This window comes from Chloroflexota bacterium (assembly GCA_016235055.1).
GTDB lineage: Bacteria > Chloroflexota > Anaerolineae > JACRMK01 > JACRMK01 > JACRMK01.
In genome coordinates this window covers 24,198-43,697 of the sequence record JACRMK010000081.1, presented here as the reverse complement: position 1 = coordinate 43,697, position 19,500 = coordinate 24,198, and the positions used below count along the sequence as shown (strand labels likewise).

Here is a 19,500-nt window from a genome sequence, read left to right as displayed (position 1 = left end):
GAGTTCTCACTCCACCACGATGATCTTGCCGTGGTACATATTCATGCCGCATGAAAACGCAAACTCCCCCACCCGGTCAGCGGTGATGTCAATCGGGGTCGTCTCGTTTAGCGCCAGGTGCCGACGCACGCCGAGCTCTGGCAGGACCACCTCCTCCAAACAACTACTGGCATCCTTGCGCAAGAATTCCAGCCGCACTGTGCGGCCACGCTTGATGGTGATCGCCTCAGGGGTGTAGCCGCCATCCACCGTGATTCGTACCCTCGACTCGACGGCGACGACCGTCTGCCGCTTGCCGAAGAAGAACCACGCAATAAAAAGTAAGGCGGCAACGCCGCCTATACCGACTGCAATCTTATCCACGCTCATATTGCCCTCCCGGGGCACTTTATACTGTTTCAAATTGAAAATGTCCCCATGTACATATCGCATGAGCACACGGCACACCGCCAAATTCTGCTCTCCCCCCCAGCCCCCTCCCAGCTTCGCTGGGAGGGGGAGCAAGTCTCCGGGGAGGTGCGCGGCGGCGTAGCCACCGCGCACCTCCCCGTTAGTTTTTCCCCTTCTCCCCCGCGCGCGGGGGAGAAGGGGCCAGGGGATGCGGGGGCGGCAGTTGCACTTGCGCAATCGCTATGAGGACATGGCTAAGTTGAAATAGTATTAGTGCGCTCGTAGCCTGGCGCAGACTCGTTATTCGGTCACCACCAGTTGTGCGCGCATGCCTGCGTCACGGTGACCCGGTGACGTGCAGAAGGCGTCGTAGGTGCCCGCCTTCGTTGGAATAAACTCAATCCAGCCGCTCTTTCCGCCCGGAGCGGTGACGTGCAACTGCGGTTCCTCGGTCTTCGCGCCCATATCGTGCGTGCCGATTGACTGCGACTTCATCTCTTTCGCCTGGATGACCATCACGCTGAAATCGTGTTGTACGGTGCCCTTGTTGTTGAAGTTGATGCGAATTTTCTGTCCGACTTTCGCCTCAATGCGGTTGGGCGTTAATTGAAAATCTTTGGCCTCGACGGTAACCGTGGTGACCGCGCTGGTGGATGATGTACTAGCCGCACCGCCGCAGGCGGCCAGAACCAGCGCCAGCAAGGGCAACATCAGAACTGCAATTCGACCGATCTTCATCAATCCATTCTCCTGTGGTTAAGTGATGTCATAGTTTATCACGCCCCGCGGCTTTCGGTACAGCGCCAAACGGCTATTTGCGCGGTACGCCATTTGGCCTACTCGAAGTCTGCTTACGCCCCTCGCTTCTCGTGTACAATGAACGGCGGAGACTTTGACAGGAGCGATTATGACGAGCAAAAATGATCCCATTCGTGTGGTGCTGGCTGACGACCATGCGGTGGTGCGCAAAGGGATTCGCGAGTATCTGGAGGAAGACGGGACGATCCGCGTGGTCGGTGAAGCGAGTGACGGCGCCGAGGCGGTGGAGTTGGTCGCCAGCCTGCAGCCCGACGTGGCGGTGTTTGATATCCAGATGCCCCGGATGAATGGCCTGGAAGCCACGCGGCAAGTGAAACAGCAGCGCCCCACGACGCACGTGCTGATCCTGACCGCGTACGAAGAGGAGCCGTACATCTTTGCGGCGCTGCAGGCAGGCGCCAGCGGCTACCTGCTCAAGACGGCGTCGCCGGCCGAACTTGTCCGCGCCGTGCATGCCTTGATGGCGGGGGAGTCTGCGCTCTCGCCCATGGTCGCCAAGAAGCTCGTGCAGCGTGCCGCGGGCACTCCGTCGAGTGATGAGGCGGTTGAGTCGCTCAGCGACCGCGAGATGGAAGTCCTGCGTCTGGCGGCACAGGGCAAGAGCAACCGGCAGATTGCGAGCGTGCTGTCGATCAGCGACCGCACGGTGCAGGGGCATCTCGCCAATGTATACAGCAAGCTGCAGGTGTCGACGCGCACCGAAGCTGTGTTGTTCGCCGTGCGCGAGAAGTGGATCGCACTGGACTGACATGCTGCGCGATCTGCGGACCCAAATCCTGCTCTGGACGATCCTGCCCTTCACGGTCCTGCTCGTCGCCGTCGCGATGCTGGGCGTGAACGGCCACCAGATGGCGATGCGCGACCTCGTGGCCGAGCGTGACAGCGCGTTGGCCGCCACCGCGTCCGATCGGCTCTCTGACTTGCTCGGCGACCATGCCGCGCATCTGGCTAGTCTGGATCCCGATCAGCCAGGATCATGGGACACCCGGGCCTTTGAGGGCGGTATTGCCCTGCTGGACGCCGAGCGGCATATCGTTCGCGCCGAACCGTCGGTTGGCGTCTGGGCCAGCCGAACCAGGTACGTACCGGCCTCGGGCGCGTTCTCCGTCCCGTTTCGAGAGAATGGCCTCTGGCATGTGCTCGTCGTCCGCCCGCTTGTCGATGGCCAGTTACTGATTGGCATGCTGACCCTGCCCCAGCTTGCCCGTGTGGTTCCCCAGGGCACGGCGTACCTCGTTGATAGTCATGGCCACACCATCCTGCACCCGGATGAAGCGCGCGTGGGTGAGGACCTGGGTGGCCACGAAGGCATTCGCGAAGTGATGCGCGGCGAAGCAGGGATGGCATTTCATCGCGACCTCAATGCGGCCGAGCAGGTCGTCGGGTACGCGCCCGTGGCCGGCACCGGGTGGGGGCTGCTGATTGAAGAGCCGTGGGACCACGTCGTGACGCCGATGTTCCAGTTCGCTGTGCTGCTGCCGCTGTTGTTTGCCGGCGTGGCGATTGTGACCCTCGGCGGGCTGTACTTTGGCGTGCGCAACGTTGTGCGCCCACTGCAGGCGCTGGCCCAGGTGGCCAACCGGATTGCCTTTGGGAATTACCGTGCCGCCGAGCAGTCGGTAGGTGGTATACGTGAGATTGAGGACCTGCGCGAGACGCTCAACGCCATGGCGCACGAGGTGGAAGCGGGCCGCGCGGCCACGCAGAACTATATCGCCGCGATCACGCGCAGCCAGGAAGACGAGCGCAAGCGCCTGGCGCGCGAACTGCACGACGACACGATTCAGACCATCATCGCACTGCAGCAGCGCGCGACCATGACCCGCCGCGTGCTGGACCGGGACCCGGCCGCCGCCGCCGTGCGACTCGATGAGTTGACCGGCATGCTTGGCGGCGCACTCGACTCGGTGCGGCGATTCGTGCGCGACCTGCGACCAACGTATCTGGATATGCTCGGCCTGATTCCCGCGCTGGAGACGCTGGCGCGCGACACCGGCGCTCAGCTCGTTTGCGAGGGCGACGAACGCCGGCTGGACGGCGAGCGCGAGCTGGTGCTGTTCCGCATTGTGCAAGAGGCGCTGCAGAATACGCGCAAGCATGCGCAGGCGGCGCATGCCAGCGTAACGCTGGCCTTTGGCGCGGATGGCGTGCAAGCGACGATTGAGGACGACGGCAAGGGCTTCGATGCGCCGGACGAGCCGGCAGTATTCGCACGCGCCGGACACTTCGGTTTGATGGGGATGCACGAGCGCGCCCAGTTGTTTGGCGGCCATGTATATGTCAAGTCGGTAAGCGGTGAAGGCACCAAGGTCGTAGTGTTTCTGCCGCTGCCGCCCGATCCGCGTGAATCGGCGCCGCCCGGCTAGACGCACTCCACTACGCCATTTGGCTTACTCCATGCCTAGCGAAAGCTAGGCATTTTTGCGTGTTCCACATAGTGGAGTTGGCGCTGTTGGCCGAGCGGCGTTGGGCATAGAATAATGGCATGGATATGGTGGCCGTTTCCCTGCCGGTTGCCGGTATGACAGGCGCTTCGAACGCGCTGCGCCTTGAAGGCGTCCTGTCACACATCGACGGCGTGGTCGGGGCGTCGGTAAACTTCGCGAGCGAACGCGCCATCATCACGTATGTCGATGGCAGTGTCTCGCTGGCGCGGTTGGCGGACGCCGTCCGGCAAGCCGGGTATGCGGTGCCGCTTGAATCAACCACCCTGGCCGTCCCCGATCTGGTCTATGCGAGTTCCGCACGGACGGTCCGGCGTGTACTCGGCGGCGTGGCGGGTGTCGTCTCCGTTGATGCACAGTTGGCCTCGGGTCAGATACGCGTGGACGCGCCCGCCGGGCAGGTCGATCGTGAGGCACTGGAGGAAGCGCTCGCCGGACTGGGGTTGCACGCTCTGGATGGGGTGCGCCCCATGGAACGGTTGGCGGCGATGGCCCGCAGCACTGTTGCGGCGGCGGCGGCCATCGTGTTGATTGCCAGCGCGCTCGTTGGCGCATGGTGGCTGGCGGGTGGCGCCGCATTGGTGATCGCCGCGGCTGCATGGCCCATCTACCGGCGGGCGCTCGCGGCTCTATCTCAGGGCGAGTATGATGCGCAGGACGTATGCGCCCTGATAACACTGGCACTGCTGGCCGGCAGCGGATTATTGTTTGTGCTGTCCGCGCTTGCATCGGCCGGCACGGTCTGGCCGGTCACGGCCGGGTTGGTGCTGGCGGGGTTATTGACAATCGCCTGGCCGGGTACACGTGCGCTCGCGTTGCGTTTCGGCCGGGCGGCGATGAACCGGGACGGCGTGGACGTGGAACGACGTGTGTTGTGGGCAGCACTGGCCGGCATGGCCGGCCTGGCGGGCATGCTCGGACTGTATCTGGGTATCCTGTCAGTGGCCAATTCACCGGCCCACGCGTTCGATCAGCTTGGCCAGGACCTTGGCTGGGTTGTACTGGTGGCGCTCGGTTTCGGTGTCCAGGTGGGCATGCACACGCTCTTGCGGCTTGGAGCGCATGCCGCAACCTCGGCAGGGAACGCGGCCCTGTCGGGCGCCGGTACCATGGGCTCGACGATCGGCATGATCGCTTGCTGTGCGCACCATGTGGCCGATCTGGCTCCGTTGGCGGCGTTGCTCGGGGCGTCCGGAATGTCGGGTTTCGCTGCGGCGCTCAACGAATGGAAGTTTCCGGTAATCGCCGTGGGACTGCTCATCAACGCGATAGGTGTTTACTTCACGTGGCGGGTCTTGCGCCGCTCGTTCGTGCTTGTGGGCGCCATGGCTTAGGGATCCACCGCTGCCGGCGGATCGCCGGCGTACCGAAAGGATGTCACGATGAAGCTCTCACAGAGGCTGGGCGATGCGAAACATTTTCTGCTGATGATCGCCTGCTGCCTGGTTCCGCTGGTGCTCATACTCGCGGTCAGCCTGCTGGGCGTCTCGTTTGGCTCGTTGACGGCGCTCGTGCCGTATGCGATGGTGCTCATCTGCCCGCTGGCGATGATTTGGATGATGCGCCAGATGGGACATGAGCATGGCGCGGACGAGAGCCGCCAGACGCCCGCCGCTATGCCGAAGGGCGCGACGACGCCGGTCACGGCTAGCGAGCAGCCGGTTCACCGGCATTAGGCGGTAGTCTCATTCGGCAGCTGGCTTCAATCCGCCGGGCGCTACACATGCAGCGCCCGGCTATAGTGCGGTGCGCGTGATCGGAGAGCGAGTACAGCATGAATCATCGATCGATGCAGATGGTCGGCGTGGCCGGAGTGGCATTACTGCTGGCTGCCTGTGGCGCTACGCCGGGAACGCCGGAGCGTGCGTCGCAGCCTGGCGTCAACGCCGTGTCCACGATGGCTGCGCCACAAACGAATAGCGCCGGCAATGTCACGGTGCAGGTGATTCCGCGGCAACTGAAAAGCGGCGGGCCGGTCATCTTCGAGATTGTAATGGACACCCACTCGGTGGACCTGGCTGGCGATATGCTCGCGCTCGTCGAATTGCGCGATGAGCGTGGCAATGCGCTGAGGCCTGTGGCCTGGGACGGGACGGGCGGCGGCGGGCATCACCGGGCCGGCATGATCCGGTTCGACGCGCTGCCCGCTGGCGCGCGGACAGTCTCGCTCGTCGTCAAGAATATCGCCGGGGTGACCGAGCGCGTCTTCGCGTGGGACGTGCCGGCCTGACCACGGCGGGAACGTATTTTCTGTATTTGCGCCGGCGACGCGTCAACAGGTCGCCGGAATTTCAGTTTGCGGGCCGGGCATGGATGAGCTTGACCATGCCCATCGGTCCGAGCGATTCAACGCCGTCGATCTGCAATCCGGCGGCTCGCACATTCTCCACGGTTCTCCGGTTGATGTTGGCGCCCCACAGTCGAATGACAACGGGATTGAGCAGGTCCATCACGCGCCCAATCGCACTGCCGTCGATCCGCACGTGCTCCAGCAGCAGGATGTGTCCATCCGGTTTGACGACGCGCCCGAGCTCCCGCAACCCTTGCACCGGATCGGGCACGGAGCAGAACACGAACGTCGCAGCCGCGGCGTCAAACGAGTAGGTGGGGAAGCCGAGGCGCTGCGCATCCATCTCGCGTAGTTCAATCGATTGTCCGAGTTGACGTGCGCGGGCGCGGGCGCGATCCAGCATCCGATCGGACAGGTCGATCCCGAACATGCGGGCCGCTCGCGGGTGGAAGGGCAGATTCTTGCCGGTGCCCACCCCGACCTCCAGCACGAGTCCGGCCGGCACGGCTGCCCACAGCTGCTTGCGCCAGGGCCGGAAACGCGACTCGGTCATGCTTTCCATCAAGTCGTAGATCGGGGCGATTCGGTTGTAGCGCGCGCGGGTTGAGCGCGTTGCGGACGAATCGATCGTATTCGACATGGTGCCTCCTAAGGCGTATCCCATCCAAATCGACGCACAAAGCCAACCACGGCTCTCACGTCATCGTCGCTGTACAGCGAACGCCATTCGGGCATGCCGGTCCCCATGCCGCCGCGAATGACTTTCCCTTCCAGCAGTAAGTCGCTCGCACTGAGCATGAGCGCGCGGTCGGTGAAATTGCGCGGGCCGCGCAGCAGAACACTGTTCATGGCGGCCAGGCCGGGCAGGTTCCGGCCGGCTGGGCCGTCGCCCCGGCCCGTTTCACCGTGGCAGGCGGCGCAGTCACGCGCATATAGTGTTCGCCCCAGATCCAGCAGCGAGGCGTCGGTCGTGCGCCCCCAGGCATAGGCCACGATGTCCCAGACCTGGGCGTCCGTGAGCGCCGCAGCCGCGGGTTCAGCGCGCAAGCGAGCGAACATATCCGCCGGCGCGTCGGTCGAGCCAATCGCCGGCAGAGCGAACGAAGCGGCCAGCGTCGCGCCGTGCGCGGGCGAGGGCGGGGCTGGCGGCAAATTCAGCGCCGGTCGGATCGCATCCAGATCGATGCCCAACTGCTGATAGCGCGGAGGCGTCCAGGCCGGTGGTGCGGCCGCCTGCAGCGGATCAACCACTTCGATGACGCCGCGCATGCGCCAGTGGTCCGCGCTGCACCAGCGGGTGCAGGCAAATGCAAAACGTCCCGGTTGATTCGCCACGAATTCGAGTTGGGCGACGTGGCCCGGCAGAATCTCATCCACGGCGATGTTGAGCGCCGGTATGGCCATGCCGTGCACGGCGTCGATTGCGGCAATCTGCAGCCGCACCCGCTCGCCCCGGTTGACGCGAATGGTGTCCGGTTGCCAACCGCCCGCAAATGGGGCGCGCGCGGTAATCTCGACCACGCGTACGTCACCTGGATGTGTGCGCCATGCCTGGTAGCCAAAGAGCGCTGCGGGCAGCACGACCAGCGCCAGAAAGACCCAGGCGAGCGCGATGCGCTCAGCCCTCAGTGAGTTAGACATACAACCAAACCAGCCCAAGTGTGAACAACACGCAGAATGCCACTATCGGCATGGCGGCGACCTGTCTGCCGTGATGATCGCGTGCCGTCTTGAGCGATACACCGATGGCGCCGACGAGGCCCAGGCAGAGCATCAGCCACTGGACGTAGGGCAGGAGCCCGTCCGCGTAGGGTGTCCACGTCCACTGCGCGGTGCCAAAGAGATTCCAGCCCCATCCGAACGGGTCGGACAATACCGGCCAGGCATACGAGAGATTGATGAATACGAACGACACGCTAAACGCGGCCCATGCGCCAAGACCAAGTGGCACCAGCGCGTACGCGTAATCCACGAACAAGCGGCGCAGCGGCACAGTCGTGTGGCTGATCTGTTCGGACATCACGGCGCAGGCGAAAAACAGGCCAGGAACGATCACAAGATTCGCCGCGAGGAAGACGAATGCGTAAGCGAACCAGCCGGGAGTGCCGATGGCGAACGCCGCCTCTTTTAGCGCCGCCCAGGGGCCCATGAGCACGACCGAGTACGCCAGCGCGCAGGTCAGCATAATCATGCCCTTGTAGGCTTCGTCGAGCCGATGTCCTTTGCCCGTCACCAGATCGGCGCCCGGCGGGCGCAGGTACAGCCCGATGTTATCGTGCGGGCACGTTTTCAGGCACTCGGTACACAAGCCGCAATAGGTGTTCTTGTCGAGCGTGGCCGGGTACAACAACCAGGGGCAGCCGTAGCCTGCCTCGCTTCCGGTGTAGCACGTCTTGACCGTATGCGTGGCGCACACGCTGCGGTCCTTGACGCGCACCTCGAGCGGCGCGACCTGCGCGTATAGCCCGATGAACCCGCCAACCGGGCAGAGGTAGCGGCAGAACGTGCGGCGCTCAAATAGCGCGCTGGTCGCCAGTGCGACACCGACCATGAGCAGGAGCACAAATGCGCTGGCCAGCGGCGTCGTCAAGATGAGCGCGGCAAACAGCGCCACCAGCAGAAAAGCGGCGTTCTGCAGCCAGATATTGCGCAAGCGGCGCGGCCATTTGAGCCCCAGACTGTGCAGGCGCCCGCCGGGACGCGGGCCCAGGATGGCGCGACGCTGCAGCCACTCACCGGGCGCCGGAATGGGGCAAATGGCGCACCAGAGACGGCCGCCAAACGGCACCAACAGGAGGATCAACACCGCCCACCAGACAACCCAGACAAAGACGATCCCGAAGTTGCGATTACCGGCCGGGGTACCAAACAAGCCGGTCAGAATTGCGAGCGCGAAGAACGGCAGCGTTGCAGCGATCAACAGCCACGGCAGCCAGCGGCTGGCGAGTATGTGACGGACGCGCGGATCACGCGTCAGTTCGAAGCGGGCGCTCATCGTTTCCAGAACCAGGCGAGCGCGCTGCCGCTGATAACCAGCGTCGCCAACGTGACCCGTGCGAACGGAACCTCCGGCTCAACGACGACTTCGCCGATCATGAACGGGTGCAGTGCCCCGCAGGAGACGGAGCAGCGAAACTTGAACTTGCCCTCGTGCTCGGCAACGAATGTCGCCCGGCTGCTGCGGCCCGGCTCGGCCGTCATCTCAACCGCGTGACCGTCGAGCGAAAGGCCGTGAACGGTGTCGAGGGATTCAAGCGTCAGCGTGAGGCGGGCGCCGCGCGGCACGCGGATCGATTCGGGTGCGTAGGCGAATGCGCGCGCCGTGATGGCGATGGTGAGGGCATCCGGTGGCGCGGCAGTGGCCGGCCACGGGATGCCGATCACGCCAATCAGCAAGGCGGCGGTCAGCACGGCGATCCACAGCCGACGCCGATAGATAATTCGGCTCATACTCGGGGCGAGTGGCTACTGATTGGGCGGGCCAAAGCGCGCGTATGTCGCCATGACCGTGGCACGGATATCGGGCGGCGCGCGTCCCTCGCGCGTCATGCGCATGACATCGCCGGTAATGTCGACACAAATGCTGCACCCCAGCGCGTGCTCGTCGAAGACCGCGGCTGATGCGTCCTTCAAATAGCAGTCGAGATTGCTTTTGTGGCCCATCGCGCCGCAGCCACAGTAGCACGGCACATTCTTCAATGCATCGGGGTTGGCGACGGCAAACTGGTACGCTTCGCGAACGCGCTGGGGCGCGCCCTGCACCGTCGCAGGCATGGTCGAGAGCGGCGCCAAAGACAGCGCGCGCGACGCCGACGGCCCGCAGGCGCTGATCAGGACGGCGAGCAGCATTAAAGTCGCAAACAGTGGCAGACGATAGTTCAGCTTCATGACCGAACCTCCGATTTTCCTACCATCAAGTGTATGTCGGAGCGGGCCTGCCCGCCAGCGTTGAATGACGTAAAACGCAATAAGCCAAATGGCGTATCGCCAATCATGCTATTCGGCGCTGGCGCAGTCGGCTGTCGTGTGATAGGGTAGGTTATCAATCGCAGTGGTCGAATTGCGCGTTGATAATGGGCAACTATGACGTTTTCAGATTACTATGCACTGCTCGGCACGTTCCTGCGGACGTTCTCGCCGGGTCTGAACGACTTGGCGGATCAGGTTAATATTCCGCTGGTGAGTGTGCTGATCTTTGGCCTGATCGGCGCCATGAGCCCGTGCCAGTTGACCACCAATCTGACGGCCCTGGCGTGGGTATCGCGCGGCGGCACCGATCAAGTCGCCGTGGCGCGCGCCAGCTTGGCCTACCTGCTTGGCAAAGCCATGGTGTATACACTCGTTGGCAGTGCCGCGATCCTAATCGGCACCCAACTTCAGCAGGCCGCGATCCCTATTATTGTTGCATCACGGCGCGCGATGGGGCCGCTCTTGATCGTGGCCGCGCTCGTGATGCTCGGCGTGTTCCGGCTCAACGTCTCCTTCGGTCAGCGCCTGAGCGGATGGCTCGAAACGCGCGCGCGCGGTGCGCGCAGCTCATTCCTGCTGGGCGTGGCGCTATCGCTGGCATTTTGCCCAACGCTGTTCTGGCTTTTCTTCGGCCTGACATTGCCGCTCGCCGTGGCATCGGCCGGCGGGTTCGCGTTTCCAGCCGTGTTTGCGGCAGGGACGACCCTGCCGCTGCTGCTGCTGTCGACACTCATTGCCGGCGGGGTTGGCAGCGTCGGCGCCATGCTGCGTTCGGCGCGGCGGCTGGATGTCTGGGTGGCGCGCGCGGCCGCGATCGTATTCCTGTTGGCGGGCATCAATGAGACGGTGCTGTACTGGGTCTTGTAGCCATGCAGATTCGCATCAAACAACTTGCGTTTGCGACAGCGATAGCGGTGGTGCTTTTGCTGGGGACGCTCTTCGCGTTCGGCTTGCGCACCAGTGCGTCGGGGCCGTTGAGTGAGGGGGCTGCGCCTGATTTTGCCTTCAAGCCGTTCGACGGCGCGCCGCTCAAGCTGTCTGACCTAAGGGGCAAGGTGGTGGTGGCCAACATCTGGGCCTCGTGGTGCATCCCGTGCAAAGATGAGGCCCCGCTGCTGGAGCGCACCTGGCGCGCCTACCGCGAACGCGGCGTCGTGTTCCTGGGCGTGGACTACGTCGACACGGAGTCGGCGGCGCGTGCGTTTATCAAGCAGTTCGATATCACGTACCTGAACGGGCCGGATACAGCGTCGACGATCTCGCGGGCATTCCGGGCGCGTGGCGTGCCGGAAACGTACTTTATCGACCGGCGCGGGGTGATTGCTCGCACTGTGATCGGGCCGATTACGGAGTCCGATTTGCGAAACACACTTGAGAGCTTGTTGGCCGATCGTCGTTAAGTGCAAAGGCTACTTGCAGGCAGCCCGAAACAAACAGATACCGCGAAAGGATGTGCTATGACTCATAAGAAGGCACGGCGTCAAGTGGGCGCCGAGCGGCGATCGATGCTGCCGGTTTTGCTGCTGGGGGGCGCACTGGTATTGGCTGTGCTTGCGATTGGTCTGGCGGTGATGAGCGCCGATGCGGGCAATGGCGGCGGCGGGAGCGGTCCGCAGTTGGCCGTCAACCAGGACCGGATCGACTTCGGGAACTTGCCGTTCGACAAGACGGTGCGCGCGGAGTTCAAGCTGGAGAACAAAGGTGACCGCAACCTGACGCTTGACGTGTCGACGCCGATACGCGTCGTGGAGGGGTGTTGACCGCCTAATGTGGTCGTCGGTACGACGACCTTAAAGCCGGGACAGGCGACGATCCTCTACACAGAATTTATGATGCATCAGGGCATGGACGGCAAGCACCTCTTCGACGTGACGGTCAAGACGAACGATCCGCAGCAGCGGGAGAAGCACCTGTCGATTGCGTCGAACTGGGTGCCGCCGGGCAAGTAGCGGTGGATGAAGCTGCTCGACACCCAGCATGTTTCGGTGCTGTGGCAGCGCAGTCGCGGGCTGGACGAGGACCGAGAAGGACAACACACAGAAAGCACGAGGGTACATAGAATGATTAAGCAAGTGGCAGCCGGCGTCGTCATCGGGGTAGGCATGGCGCTCGCGGTAATGCTGGGCGTCGGCGTGGTGCAGGCCCAGGGGCCGTCGCCTTCAGGGATCACAGCCGAGCAGATGAAGCCGCTGCACGAGGCGATGCATGGCGCCGGCAGTTGGGATAGCATGGTGCAGCAGATGGAGCAGGCGTTCGGCGCCAACTGGTTCGATCAGATGCACAACAGCGGCATGATGAATGGCCAGGGGCATATGGGCGCCGGGGCGGGCGGCATGATGGGCGGCGGATATGGCGGCATGATGGGTGGTGGATACGGAGGCATGATGGGCCGGGGCAGCGGGTCCGTGCCGACGGCTGTACCCGATGATAACCGGCCCGTCGACCAGACGATCGAGTTGGTGGCTCAGAATCTGCGCTACCAGCCTGTGCGCGTCACGCTGAAAGCCGGGCAGACCGTGCGCCTGGTCGTCACCAACCGCGACGCGTTCGCGCACAATCTGGTCGGCAAGGAGGCCGGCATCGCCGAGCGTGTCATCGCCGGTGGCACGACCCAGAGCCTGGTTTGGACGGCGCCCACGCGAACCGGTACCTACCGCGTGCAGTGTACGTATCACCCCGGCATGACGATAGACTTGGTGGTTGAGTAGCCTGACCGGAACGCCGGAAAACGCCCCGTCGCATGCATTTGCGCGGGGCGTGGCGTTTTTGGTCACCGCGTAGTGGCCGAGTCGTGCCGAATACCGCGTATTATACCGCGCGGGCTATTCGGCCAGGTGCCGGCGCATCTCGTCGAACTGCTGTTTGTTGATCTCGCCGCGCGCATAGCGTGCCTTCAGAATGTCGAGCGGGGCCTGCGGCGCTAGTTGAGTAGTGCCAGTCTGTAGCTGGGCACCGTTGCCGCGCGTTATTGTGGAGACCAGCCAGATCAGGCCCGCGATGAACAGGATCGGCAGGCCAAGCATGAATAGCCCGCCCATGATCGGCATGCCAAAGCCTAGCCCGCCCATCATACCAAAGCCCATCATGCCCGCGCCGGCCATGCCGAGCCCGCCCAGCAGAAGCACACCCAGCGTGGTGACTAGTGCAACGACCGCAATGGTGGACAGATCACTAGATTTCATTGTCGACTCTCCTCTGTACTTTAGTTGATTACCCGACCGCTCCATTCAACTCCAGCCTATCACGGTATGGCTCGGACGAACAGCGCTATTTGGCGATACTTCAAATAGGCTGAATGGCTTATCGATGACATAGGCAAACGGGACCGAGTTGACTCGATCCCGTTGGTCTTCTCACTGCCAGGGCCGATGACCGCGCGGCTTATACTGTTTCAAATTGAAAATGTCCCCATGTGCATGTCGCATGAGCACACGGCACACCGCCAAATTCTGCCCTCCCCCCAGCCCCCTCCCAGCGAAGCTGGGAGGGGGAGCAAGTCTCCGGGGAGGTGCGCGGCGGCTACGCCGCCGCGCACCTCCCCGTTAGTTTTTCCCCTTCTCCCCCGCGCGCGGGGGAGAAGGGGCCAGGGGATGAGGGGGCGGCAGTTGCACTTGCGCAATCGCCATGAGGACATGGCCAAGTTGAAATAGTATTACATACGCATCGCCATCGGGAGGGTAAACAACCAGACGTTGATACCAAACAATACCGCGACCAGGGCCGCGTAGGAAATCAGGGCGCCTCGCTGCCGGCGCTGCCCGTAATGGTTCTTGCTGATCGCGTACACGGCATACAGCGACGCCAGTGCACCCAGCACGATGAGGCCATACTGCATGACCTGAATGGCCGGAATGGGAACCAGCGCCGCCGACGCCGTATCCACCTGCTGTCCAAACATCTCCAGCGCGGTGAACCCAACCGCTTTGCCCTCGGCCAGCAGGTGGTACAGGTTGTGCGCAATGTGGCCGGCGATATCCAGCGGGATGATCGCGTAGCCAAACTTGGTCAGGTTGACGACGACCGATTCATCGTTAAACCGGCGCGCGACCAGGGCCGCCAGGCCGAACAGTGTGACCGGCAACCCCATCGCAATGATAAAGGTGATCGTGAAGTTCACCGCGTAGTTGTCGGTGCGCGTGATCTGCTGCAACTGCTGCAGTAGCGAATTCCAGACTTCGAGCATCGTTACGTTCTGGACAAAGACGATGCCCATGATGACGATCGCCAGGAACGCTTCTTCAAACTTCGGCTTGCGCACAAACCACAGCTCTTTGGTGGGTGGCCGCAGTGTGATCTGAATGGCATCGTTGGGGCAAGTCTTGACGCAGGCCGCGCACAGGTTGCAACTGGCGTTGCTCTCCATCAGGCGCGGGAACTCGAACATCGGGCAGCCCGGCCCTTTCTCGTTTCCATTGAAGCAGACTGCCCGCGACTTGCACTTGGCGCAGACCGCCGGATCGGCGCGCAGGGCGATCATGCCGGCGCGCGCGTAGTTGCCGGCCAGGCCACCCAGGAAGCACAGGTAGCGGCACCAGGTGCGGCGCTGCCAGAACGCACCCGATACCACGACGCCGGTGGTGAGACCCAGCAGCAGCATGCCCGAACCCCAGGGGCTCTCGACGATGCCCCACACGTGATCGGCCCACGTAATCAGAATGAACAGCGCGTCGATGATCCAGATGCCGTACTTCTTCAAAAACTCGGGAACGGGCCGGTTGTTGCCGACGTATTTCTGCACCAGATCGCTCAACGTCCCGAAGGGGCAGATCGCGCACCAGAAGCGTCCGAGCACGACGAAGATGATCGGGATCAGCGGCCACCAGAGCACCCAGGTCATGGCGGTGCCAAAATTGCTGTGAGCCGCTGCGGGACCCAGGACCAACTGAAACATGATAACAACAAACACCGCGGCCGTGACGGCCTGAAACACGGCGGGGTACAGACCGCTCGTCAGGAACCGGCGCAGCGATCGATTCTGTAATAGATTGGTGCTCATTCAGCCGAACCTCCGGAGGGTATAGCCTGCGGTGCTGCTTTGCGCGCGCGCGACCGGGCAGGCTTGCGCGTCTTCAATACGGCGGCAGTCCCGATGACCATGGCGTTGACGGCACCGAAACCGCCCAGGATCCAGCCCTTCGAGGCGTCGTCGGAGGCAGCGGCGGCCTCCGCTGCATGGCCGTGAGAACCCGAGTGCCCGGTCGTTAAATCATCCACAGCGGCTGGCACGCCGGGCTGCTGTGCCTCCGCACCGGCTGGTGTATGCATGGCGACCTTCGCCTGCGGCAGGTAGTCGTTGTAGAAAGCGTGTGTCACATCATGCATCGAATCAGACACGGTCTTGAGCGCCGCCGCGCTTGTGGCCGGAGTCGGCTTCGCTAGCACCGGAGCCGCAGCCTGCACCGCCGCCGTGGTCTTCCCGACCGCCGCAGCCATTGGCACCGGCCAGTTCGTATGCGCCAGCACCGCCTGGATGCGCTCCATCTTCTCCTGCGCAATGTTCAGGCTGCTCGTATCGCCTTGCTCCCAGGCCGTCATACGCGCCTTCAGATCCGTTATATTGCCTGACAGGTCGATATACGCGGCCTGGGCGCAGGCCGGGTCGCTCGAACCGGCGGTCGTGCCGAGCCAGGCATAGAAGTCGTGCGTCAGGTCATGCGAGGCATCGCTGAACGGTTTGAGCGCGGCGGTAGCGACCGTCACGTCCTTGCGCTCCAGTGCCGTTGAGACAGCCGGCAGGCGCTGCTGAATTGCACTGAGGGGTTTGGTGAGCGTGCCGGTGGCTGTGGCAACCTGTATCAGCACCTGGATGCGCTCAGCCTTCTCTTTGGCTACCGCGAGGCTGGCCTCGTCGCCTTTTTCCCAGGCCGAGACGCGGCTTTTCAAGTCGTTGATGTTGGCACTGAGGTCGAGGTAAATGATATGCGTAGCCATAGCCGGAAGAGGCTGGCCTGTGACCTGTGTGAGCCACGCGCCGTAGAAATCATGTGTCATGTCGTGTGCGGCATCGCCGAGCACTTTAGCCATGACCACGGCGGCTTGCAGGTTCGTGCCGTTGAGCGCCGGGTTCATCGAACTAACCGCCTGCCTGGTCTTGGCGACCGCGCCGCCCAAACTGGTCGGCCACGTGGTGGACGAGAGCAGGATCTCTATTCGTTCGAGCTTTTCCTTCGCGATGTTGATGCTGCTTTCATCGCCGGCTTGCCACTGTGCGACACGCGAGCGCAAGTCGTTGATATTGCTGGCGATGTCCAAATAGGATGCGTGTACCGTCTCAATGGAAACGTCACCTGGGAGTGTGGTTCCTGCCATCGTCGTGTGGTCCATACCGGCCATCGTGCCGTGATCGATTGCGGCGGGGTCCGTGGTGCTGGCTCCGCACGCCGTGGCTAGCAGGGCGAGCAAGACTATGGCGAGGATGAGGCTGCTTCGTCTCTGCACGTGGTTGCCTAAAAGGCGCATGCCGGGCTCCTTGAAACGTGGTTTGGGTGGCACTATCGGGAAGAGTATATGAGGTATTGTGGACAGGCAACAGTGCCAAATGGCGAGTTTGCAAGTACGCCATTCGGCCTAGTGTCAGGGCGACGATTGGCGCATGCGGGCGGGCTAACGGCGTCGCCTCGACCGGGTTATAGTGCGTAATAAATTCTCCCAGGTGGCTTGGCAGGTCGTGGCTGCGTCGAAGCGATCGCGGTGCGGAAACAGGAAGAAGCGGCATGTCGCCCTGACATGCCGCTTCGTGGAAAGCTACGGCGATGGCTAAATGGCGAGCAATGTACTACTGGTTCCGTGCGTCGCCCGGCGCGATGCTAATGCGACAGCGGGGCGGCCAATGGGGAACGCGGCGGCAGTGCCGCCCCGGCTGAACTCGGCACTTCATCCGTGGTGAACCTCACGCGCGCGTAGTCCTCGGCCACGCTGCGATTCCTTGTGAAAATGCTGAATCACTCGTGCAGTGATTTGCGCGTCGGTCATCTTATCGGCGGATTCAACGCCCACGATGCGCTCGCCAAGGCCTGCGCCGTCAAGCCGTTTTTCGAGCTCGCCCTTGGCCTCGCCGGGACCAAAGATCAGAATGGACTCGGCATCGCGAATACCCGTAATGATCGCGTCGTAGTATTTGTCGAGGTGTCCGTCGAATTGGCGGTCGCGCTGATCCTCGGCCGAGCCATTCTGGGATCCTGACCCAGAGGAATGCCGCACATGTTTCTCTATGTTGGACGTGATGCACCGTATTTCTTCGCCATCATCCGCGACGCCCACGATCACCGCTTGCCGATGGTCTAGCCACAAACCGACTTCTTTCTTCATGGGAAGCCTCCTCGCACTCGCATTCGAAACTGGCGCTTTGCAGTAACGCGCACGAGGGAGGACGTAAGGCTATCCCCCGTGCGCAACTGCGTCTGAAAACTGCAAGCGCTCCGGATCGACGACGCTAGCTGATCGTGGTATGGGTCGTACGATCGGTGCCCACGCCGCCCGCGATTCCCGGCGACTGCTCGTGAATCGAGCGCGACACCGTGCGCGCGCTTGGCCGATCGACCACGATCGGGACGATGCGCAGCACGATCCAGAACAGCAACGCATAGACGGCCATCGCGATCAGGGTGGTGACTTCAAGCGTGGTCGCGCCGGAGGTCGGCGTCCCAACGAGACCGGTGAACGGCCCGACGAACAACCCCGACAGCCCGGAGATGAACTGTGAGAAGCCGCTGGCCGGGTTAGCTCCAATCAGATGCAGCACGAACCGGATCCCGAGCAAGATCTCCAGCACCCCAAGGGCCGTCAAGAAGATTCGCTTGGCCTGGTACAACCTGATCCGCCGCTCCGCCGCCGAATCGGTCGTGATTTGTTCGGTCGCCGCGTAGCCCGGCTGCTGGGTGACCACTGTTTCTTCCTGTCGATCGACCGATAGTTCATTACCTTCATGTTCGTTTGACATCGTATACTCCCGTGTGTGATCTAGCCTGTCAATTCGTTGAAACGGCAACCGCCAAGTGCACAACTTTGAAGCACGCCAGCTCCGTGAGAGGCATCTCGTGCGGCCGGCGGCCTTTCGGCTTCCCGCACCACCAAACGTCTCTCACAAAACGATCCCATTCCTGCCTATACTGCCGAACGCCCCGGCAGCGCACGGAGAATGGCGATCAGTACAATGGCGCCCAGGAAGGCGACGACGATAGTTTGGACGTTGATGCCCGAAATGTAGTCACCGCCGAACATGACGACGGCCAAGAACCCGCCGAGCACGGCGATCACAATGGCCCAGGCGATTCGGCCCGGGGTAAGTGGCAAGCGCGGCTGCGGTCGAAGAACCTTCACGCGGGGATACATCATAAGAGTGACCTCAACAAGCCCAATCATGAGAACGCCTTGCTCAACGTCGATTGGGACGGTTGGTGCGACGCCCGCCTATCAGCGGTGGACTTGAGCTTGCACACCAACCTACATAGTAGTGTAGTCTTTTCGGACATGGCTGACCATCAGCACGGGAGTGGCGTACTTGTAGGCGATGCCCGTTTGGTCTGTCCTCATTTGTATTACAAGGACGGGACTGTTCCTCTAAGACGGTTTGCACCGCCGAACATCACCGTATGCCGGGATCTGGAATGATGGCGCCTTGCCACGTCCGCCGCCTACTTTGGGCCTGAGTCGCCTTGGCTGAAATCCAAGGTGCAACTGTGACTGGGGGGAGGACGCTTCCTGCTCTTGCCGCTCTGTAGCTAAAACATGGACAGCCGACCAGCAGAACGTATTACATAGATGCCAGCATTTGGACGATATGAGCGCATGCCCAAAGCAGTTATAATAGTAGTTGTTGGAAAGCGCGGCACTGAATCGCGTGGCGACCCAAACTCGAGGCAGGGCTGCCGATTCCCCGGCCCAAAGTTTCTTGACGGCTCCAATTCCGCAGACACCAGCACAGCGTAGAAACTATGAAGCCAGTCGCCTTGACCGTCATCGCCGAGCCCGCGCCCGGCACCCGGGCCGTAATCGCGAGACGAAGCGAATCAAGCATCGCCTATCGCGGCCATGAAAATGGCAACACCTATGTTTGCGGGTCCTGCGCCTCGCCGCTGATCGTGGGCCTGGACATTGGCAAGTTTCACGGTGTGGTCATCAAATGCAGTCACTGCAAATCGTTTAACGCCGTTTAGCGAGCGCCGCTGCGACTGCCCTGCCGTTCGCAATTGGTGCCAACAGGCACCCTGTGTCGGTCGCACGGCACCGCGATTCACCCTATCCATGCAGCGTCCATCGTGAGGTTCTGTGAGCAGCGAACTATATAGATTGCCTCCGGGCGTGAATCTGCCGGCGAAATACAAGACGACCATCAATAGCCGCCGCTTGTTTATCGACGGAGCGCAGGATGGGCTGGCGCGACGTCCGATTACATCCGAGCACGCGGGTGGGCTGCTAAAACAGCAGGGCAGCACCGCATGGCTGGCATACTGCGACGGCTACGCGGCGGGCACGCTGGCATTGCTCGCAACTCGTGGCAAGCCCGCCAAAACGCTACCGGGCGCCATGTCGAACGAATTATGACGAAGTATCGGATGTAATCCGACGCGAAAATCAATCGAGCGCTGA

At 62.5% G+C, this 19,500-nt stretch carries 24 protein-coding genes; 11 read left to right on the top strand and 13 right to left on the bottom strand.

Annotated features, from left to right (window positions below):
* Positions 1–6: 6 nt before the first annotated feature.
* On the bottom strand, positions 7–369 hold the full coding sequence (locus HZB53_19865) for a cupredoxin domain-containing protein (protein MBI5879910.1): 363 nt from the start codon (positions 367–369) through the stop codon (positions 7–9).
* A gap of 321 nt (positions 370–690) precedes the next feature.
* Positions 691–1,128: a cupredoxin domain-containing protein gene (locus HZB53_19860; protein MBI5879909.1), complete on the bottom strand. Its 438-nt coding sequence runs from the start codon at positions 1,126–1,128 to the stop codon at positions 691–693.
* Positions 1,129–1,297: 169 nt separating this feature from the next.
* Here HZB53_19860 and HZB53_19855 point away from each other — a divergent pair, with 169 nt between their 5' ends.
* From HZB53_19855 to HZB53_19835, 5 genes are all read left to right on the top strand, one after another.
* On the top strand, positions 1,298–1,957 hold the full coding sequence (locus tag HZB53_19855) for a response regulator transcription factor (protein ID MBI5879908.1): 660 nt from the start codon (positions 1,298–1,300) through the stop codon (positions 1,955–1,957).
* 1 nt (position 1,958) lies between these two features.
* On the top strand, positions 1,959–3,575 hold the full coding sequence (locus tag HZB53_19850; GenBank protein MBI5879907.1) for a HAMP domain-containing protein: 1,617 nt from the start codon (positions 1,959–1,961) through the stop codon (positions 3,573–3,575).
* A gap of 119 nt (positions 3,576–3,694) precedes the next feature.
* Positions 3,695–4,987, top strand: a complete 1,293-nt coding sequence (locus HZB53_19845; protein ID MBI5879906.1) for a heavy-metal-associated domain-containing protein — start codon at positions 3,695–3,697, stop codon at positions 4,985–4,987.
* A gap of 48 nt (positions 4,988–5,035) precedes the next feature.
* Positions 5,036–5,329: a DUF2933 domain-containing protein gene (locus tag HZB53_19840; protein ID MBI5879905.1), complete on the top strand. Its 294-nt coding sequence runs from the start codon at positions 5,036–5,038 to the stop codon at positions 5,327–5,329.
* A 98-nt stretch (positions 5,330–5,427) separates the two neighbouring features.
* Positions 5,428–5,883 (top strand): hypothetical protein, encoded by a 456-nt coding sequence (locus HZB53_19835; GenBank protein MBI5879904.1) that lies wholly within the window; start codon positions 5,428–5,430, stop codon positions 5,881–5,883.
* A 61-nt stretch (positions 5,884–5,944) separates the two neighbouring features.
* Here the strand turns inward: HZB53_19835 and HZB53_19830 are convergent, their stop codons facing one another.
* From HZB53_19830 to HZB53_19810, 5 genes are read right to left on the bottom strand one after another with little or no spacing between them, the layout of a single operon-like run.
* Positions 5,945–6,583, bottom strand: coding sequence for a class I SAM-dependent methyltransferase (locus HZB53_19830; protein ID MBI5879903.1), 639 nt, complete (start codon positions 6,581–6,583; stop codon positions 5,945–5,947).
* An 8-nt stretch (positions 6,584–6,591) separates the two neighbouring features.
* Positions 6,592–7,584, bottom strand: a complete 993-nt coding sequence (locus tag HZB53_19825) for a c-type cytochrome (GenBank protein ID MBI5879902.1) — start codon at positions 7,582–7,584, stop codon at positions 6,592–6,594.
* Positions 7,577–8,938 carry a 4Fe-4S binding protein gene (locus tag HZB53_19820; GenBank protein ID MBI5879901.1) on the bottom strand — a complete coding sequence of 454 codons (1,362 nt, stop codon included), beginning with the start codon at positions 8,936–8,938 and terminating at the stop codon, positions 7,577–7,579. The genes HZB53_19825 and HZB53_19820 overlap by 8 nt, the downstream gene beginning before the upstream one ends.
* The gene (locus HZB53_19815) at positions 8,935–9,393 is read right to left on the bottom strand and encodes a cupredoxin domain-containing protein (GenBank protein MBI5879900.1); all 459 of its coding nucleotides are present in this window, start codon (positions 9,391–9,393) and stop codon (positions 8,935–8,937) included. Before HZB53_19815 ends, HZB53_19820 begins: the two co-directional genes overlap by 4 nt.
* A 15-nt stretch (positions 9,394–9,408) precedes the next feature.
* Positions 9,409–9,831 carry a hypothetical protein gene (locus tag HZB53_19810; GenBank protein ID MBI5879899.1) on the bottom strand — a complete coding sequence of 141 codons (423 nt, stop codon included), beginning with the start codon at positions 9,829–9,831 and terminating at the stop codon, positions 9,409–9,411.
* A gap of 195 nt (positions 9,832–10,026) precedes the next feature.
* Between HZB53_19810 and HZB53_19805 the strand changes: the two genes are divergently transcribed.
* The 4 genes from HZB53_19805 to HZB53_19790 all read left to right on the top strand — a co-directional run bounded on the left by HZB53_19805 (position 10,027) and on the right by HZB53_19790 (position 12,620).
* Positions 10,027–10,779 carry a sulfite exporter TauE/SafE family protein gene (locus tag HZB53_19805; GenBank protein MBI5879898.1) on the top strand — a complete coding sequence of 251 codons (753 nt, stop codon included), beginning with the start codon at positions 10,027–10,029 and terminating at the stop codon, positions 10,777–10,779.
* Positions 10,780–10,781: 2 nt separating this feature from the next.
* Positions 10,782–11,312, top strand: coding sequence for a TlpA family protein disulfide reductase (locus HZB53_19800; protein ID MBI5879897.1), 531 nt, complete (start codon positions 10,782–10,784; stop codon positions 11,310–11,312).
* Positions 11,313–11,369: 57 nt separating this feature from the next.
* Positions 11,370–11,672, top strand: a complete 303-nt coding sequence (locus HZB53_19795; protein ID MBI5879896.1) for a hypothetical protein — start codon at positions 11,370–11,372, stop codon at positions 11,670–11,672.
* A 300-nt stretch (positions 11,673–11,972) separates the two neighbouring features.
* Positions 11,973–12,620 (top strand): cupredoxin domain-containing protein, encoded by a 648-nt coding sequence (locus HZB53_19790; protein ID MBI5879895.1) that lies wholly within the window; start codon positions 11,973–11,975, stop codon positions 12,618–12,620.
* Between the two features lie 114 nt (positions 12,621–12,734).
* Here the strand turns inward: HZB53_19790 and HZB53_19785 are convergent, their stop codons facing one another.
* The 6 genes from HZB53_19785 to HZB53_19760 form a co-directional block, all read right to left on the bottom strand.
* Entirely contained in the window at positions 12,735–12,998 is a 264-nt protein-coding gene (locus HZB53_19785) for an SHOCT domain-containing protein (protein ID MBI5879894.1), read from the bottom strand.
* A 566-nt stretch (positions 12,999–13,564) separates the two neighbouring features.
* Positions 13,565–14,908: a 4Fe-4S binding protein gene (locus HZB53_19780; protein ID MBI5879893.1), complete on the bottom strand. Its 1,344-nt coding sequence runs from the start codon at positions 14,906–14,908 to the stop codon at positions 13,565–13,567.
* Entirely contained in the window at positions 14,905–16,371 is a 1,467-nt protein-coding gene (locus HZB53_19775; protein MBI5879892.1) for a hypothetical protein, read from the bottom strand. Before HZB53_19775 ends, HZB53_19780 begins: the two co-directional genes overlap by 4 nt.
* A 414-nt stretch (positions 16,372–16,785) precedes the next feature.
* Positions 16,786–17,220, bottom strand: a complete 435-nt coding sequence (locus HZB53_19770) for a hypothetical protein (GenBank protein MBI5879891.1) — start codon at positions 17,218–17,220, stop codon at positions 16,786–16,788.
* 124 nt (positions 17,221–17,344) lie between these two features.
* Complete coding sequence (locus HZB53_19765) at positions 17,345–17,851, bottom strand: YggT family protein (protein MBI5879890.1); 507 nt, start codon at positions 17,849–17,851, stop codon at positions 17,345–17,347.
* A 164-nt stretch (positions 17,852–18,015) separates the two neighbouring features.
* On the bottom strand, positions 18,016–18,204 hold the full coding sequence (locus tag HZB53_19760) for a GlsB/YeaQ/YmgE family stress response membrane protein (GenBank protein MBI5879889.1): 189 nt from the start codon (positions 18,202–18,204) through the stop codon (positions 18,016–18,018).
* A gap of 656 nt (positions 18,205–18,860) precedes the next feature.
* On the opposite strand from HZB53_19760, the gene HZB53_19755 reads away from it, so the two are divergent.
* The gene (locus HZB53_19755; GenBank protein MBI5879888.1) at positions 18,861–19,067 is read left to right on the top strand and encodes a hypothetical protein; all 207 of its coding nucleotides are present in this window, start codon (positions 18,861–18,863) and stop codon (positions 19,065–19,067) included.
* Positions 19,068–19,179: 112 nt separating this feature from the next.
* Entirely contained in the window at positions 19,180–19,455 is a 276-nt protein-coding gene (locus tag HZB53_19750) for a hypothetical protein (GenBank protein ID MBI5879887.1), read from the top strand.
* The last annotated feature ends 45 nt before the right edge of the window (positions 19,456–19,500 follow it).

Bases quoted from the DNA above. Each gene is read 5' to 3' on its own strand.
- HZB53_19790 (MBI5879895.1), top strand. From the start codon at position 11,973: ATGATTAAGCAAGTGGCAGCCGGCGTCGTCATCGGGGTAGGCATGGCG.
- HZB53_19815 (MBI5879900.1), bottom strand. From the start codon at position 9,393: ATGAGCCGAATTATCTATCGGCGTCGGCTGTGGATCGCCGTGCTGACC.
- HZB53_19840 (MBI5879905.1), top strand. From the start codon at position 5,036: ATGAAGCTCTCACAGAGGCTGGGCGATGCGAAACATTTTCTGCTGATG.
- HZB53_19800 (MBI5879897.1), top strand. From the start codon at position 10,782: ATGCAGATTCGCATCAAACAACTTGCGTTTGCGACAGCGATAGCGGTG.
- HZB53_19765 (MBI5879890.1), bottom strand. From the start codon at position 17,851: ATGTCAAACGAACATGAAGGTAATGAACTATCGGTCGATCGACAGGAA.
- HZB53_19865 (MBI5879910.1), bottom strand. From the start codon at position 369: ATGAGCGTGGATAAGATTGCAGTCGGTATAGGCGGCGTTGCCGCCTTA.
- HZB53_19805 (MBI5879898.1), top strand. From the start codon at position 10,027: ATGACGTTTTCAGATTACTATGCACTGCTCGGCACGTTCCTGCGGACG.
- HZB53_19770 (MBI5879891.1), bottom strand. From the start codon at position 17,220: ATGAAGAAAGAAGTCGGTTTGTGGCTAGACCATCGGCAAGCGGTGATC.
- HZB53_19780 (MBI5879893.1), bottom strand. From the start codon at position 14,908: ATGAGCACCAATCTATTACAGAATCGATCGCTGCGCCGGTTCCTGACG.
- HZB53_19850 (MBI5879907.1), top strand. From the start codon at position 1,959: ATGCTGCGCGATCTGCGGACCCAAATCCTGCTCTGGACGATCCTGCCC.
- HZB53_19860 (MBI5879909.1), bottom strand. From the start codon at position 1,128: ATGAAGATCGGTCGAATTGCAGTTCTGATGTTGCCCTTGCTGGCGCTG.
- HZB53_19830 (MBI5879903.1), bottom strand. From the start codon at position 6,583: ATGTCGAATACGATCGATTCGTCCGCAACGCGCTCAACCCGCGCGCGC.
- HZB53_19855 (MBI5879908.1), top strand. From the start codon at position 1,298: ATGACGAGCAAAAATGATCCCATTCGTGTGGTGCTGGCTGACGACCAT.
- HZB53_19775 (MBI5879892.1), bottom strand. From the start codon at position 16,371: ATGCGCCTTTTAGGCAACCACGTGCAGAGACGAAGCAGCCTCATCCTC.
- HZB53_19785 (MBI5879894.1), bottom strand. From the start codon at position 12,998: ATGATGGGCTTTGGTATGATGGGCGGGCTAGGCTTTGGCATGCCGATC.
- HZB53_19825 (MBI5879902.1), bottom strand. From the start codon at position 7,584: ATGTCTAACTCACTGAGGGCTGAGCGCATCGCGCTCGCCTGGGTCTTT.
- HZB53_19835 (MBI5879904.1), top strand. From the start codon at position 5,428: ATGAATCATCGATCGATGCAGATGGTCGGCGTGGCCGGAGTGGCATTA.
- HZB53_19845 (MBI5879906.1), top strand. From the start codon at position 3,695: ATGGATATGGTGGCCGTTTCCCTGCCGGTTGCCGGTATGACAGGCGCT.
- HZB53_19820 (MBI5879901.1), bottom strand. From the start codon at position 8,938: ATGAGCGCCCGCTTCGAACTGACGCGTGATCCGCGCGTCCGTCACATA.
- HZB53_19810 (MBI5879899.1), bottom strand. From the start codon at position 9,831: ATGAAGCTGAACTATCGTCTGCCACTGTTTGCGACTTTAATGCTGCTC.
- HZB53_19795 (MBI5879896.1), top strand. From the start codon at position 11,370: ATGACTCATAAGAAGGCACGGCGTCAAGTGGGCGCCGAGCGGCGATCG.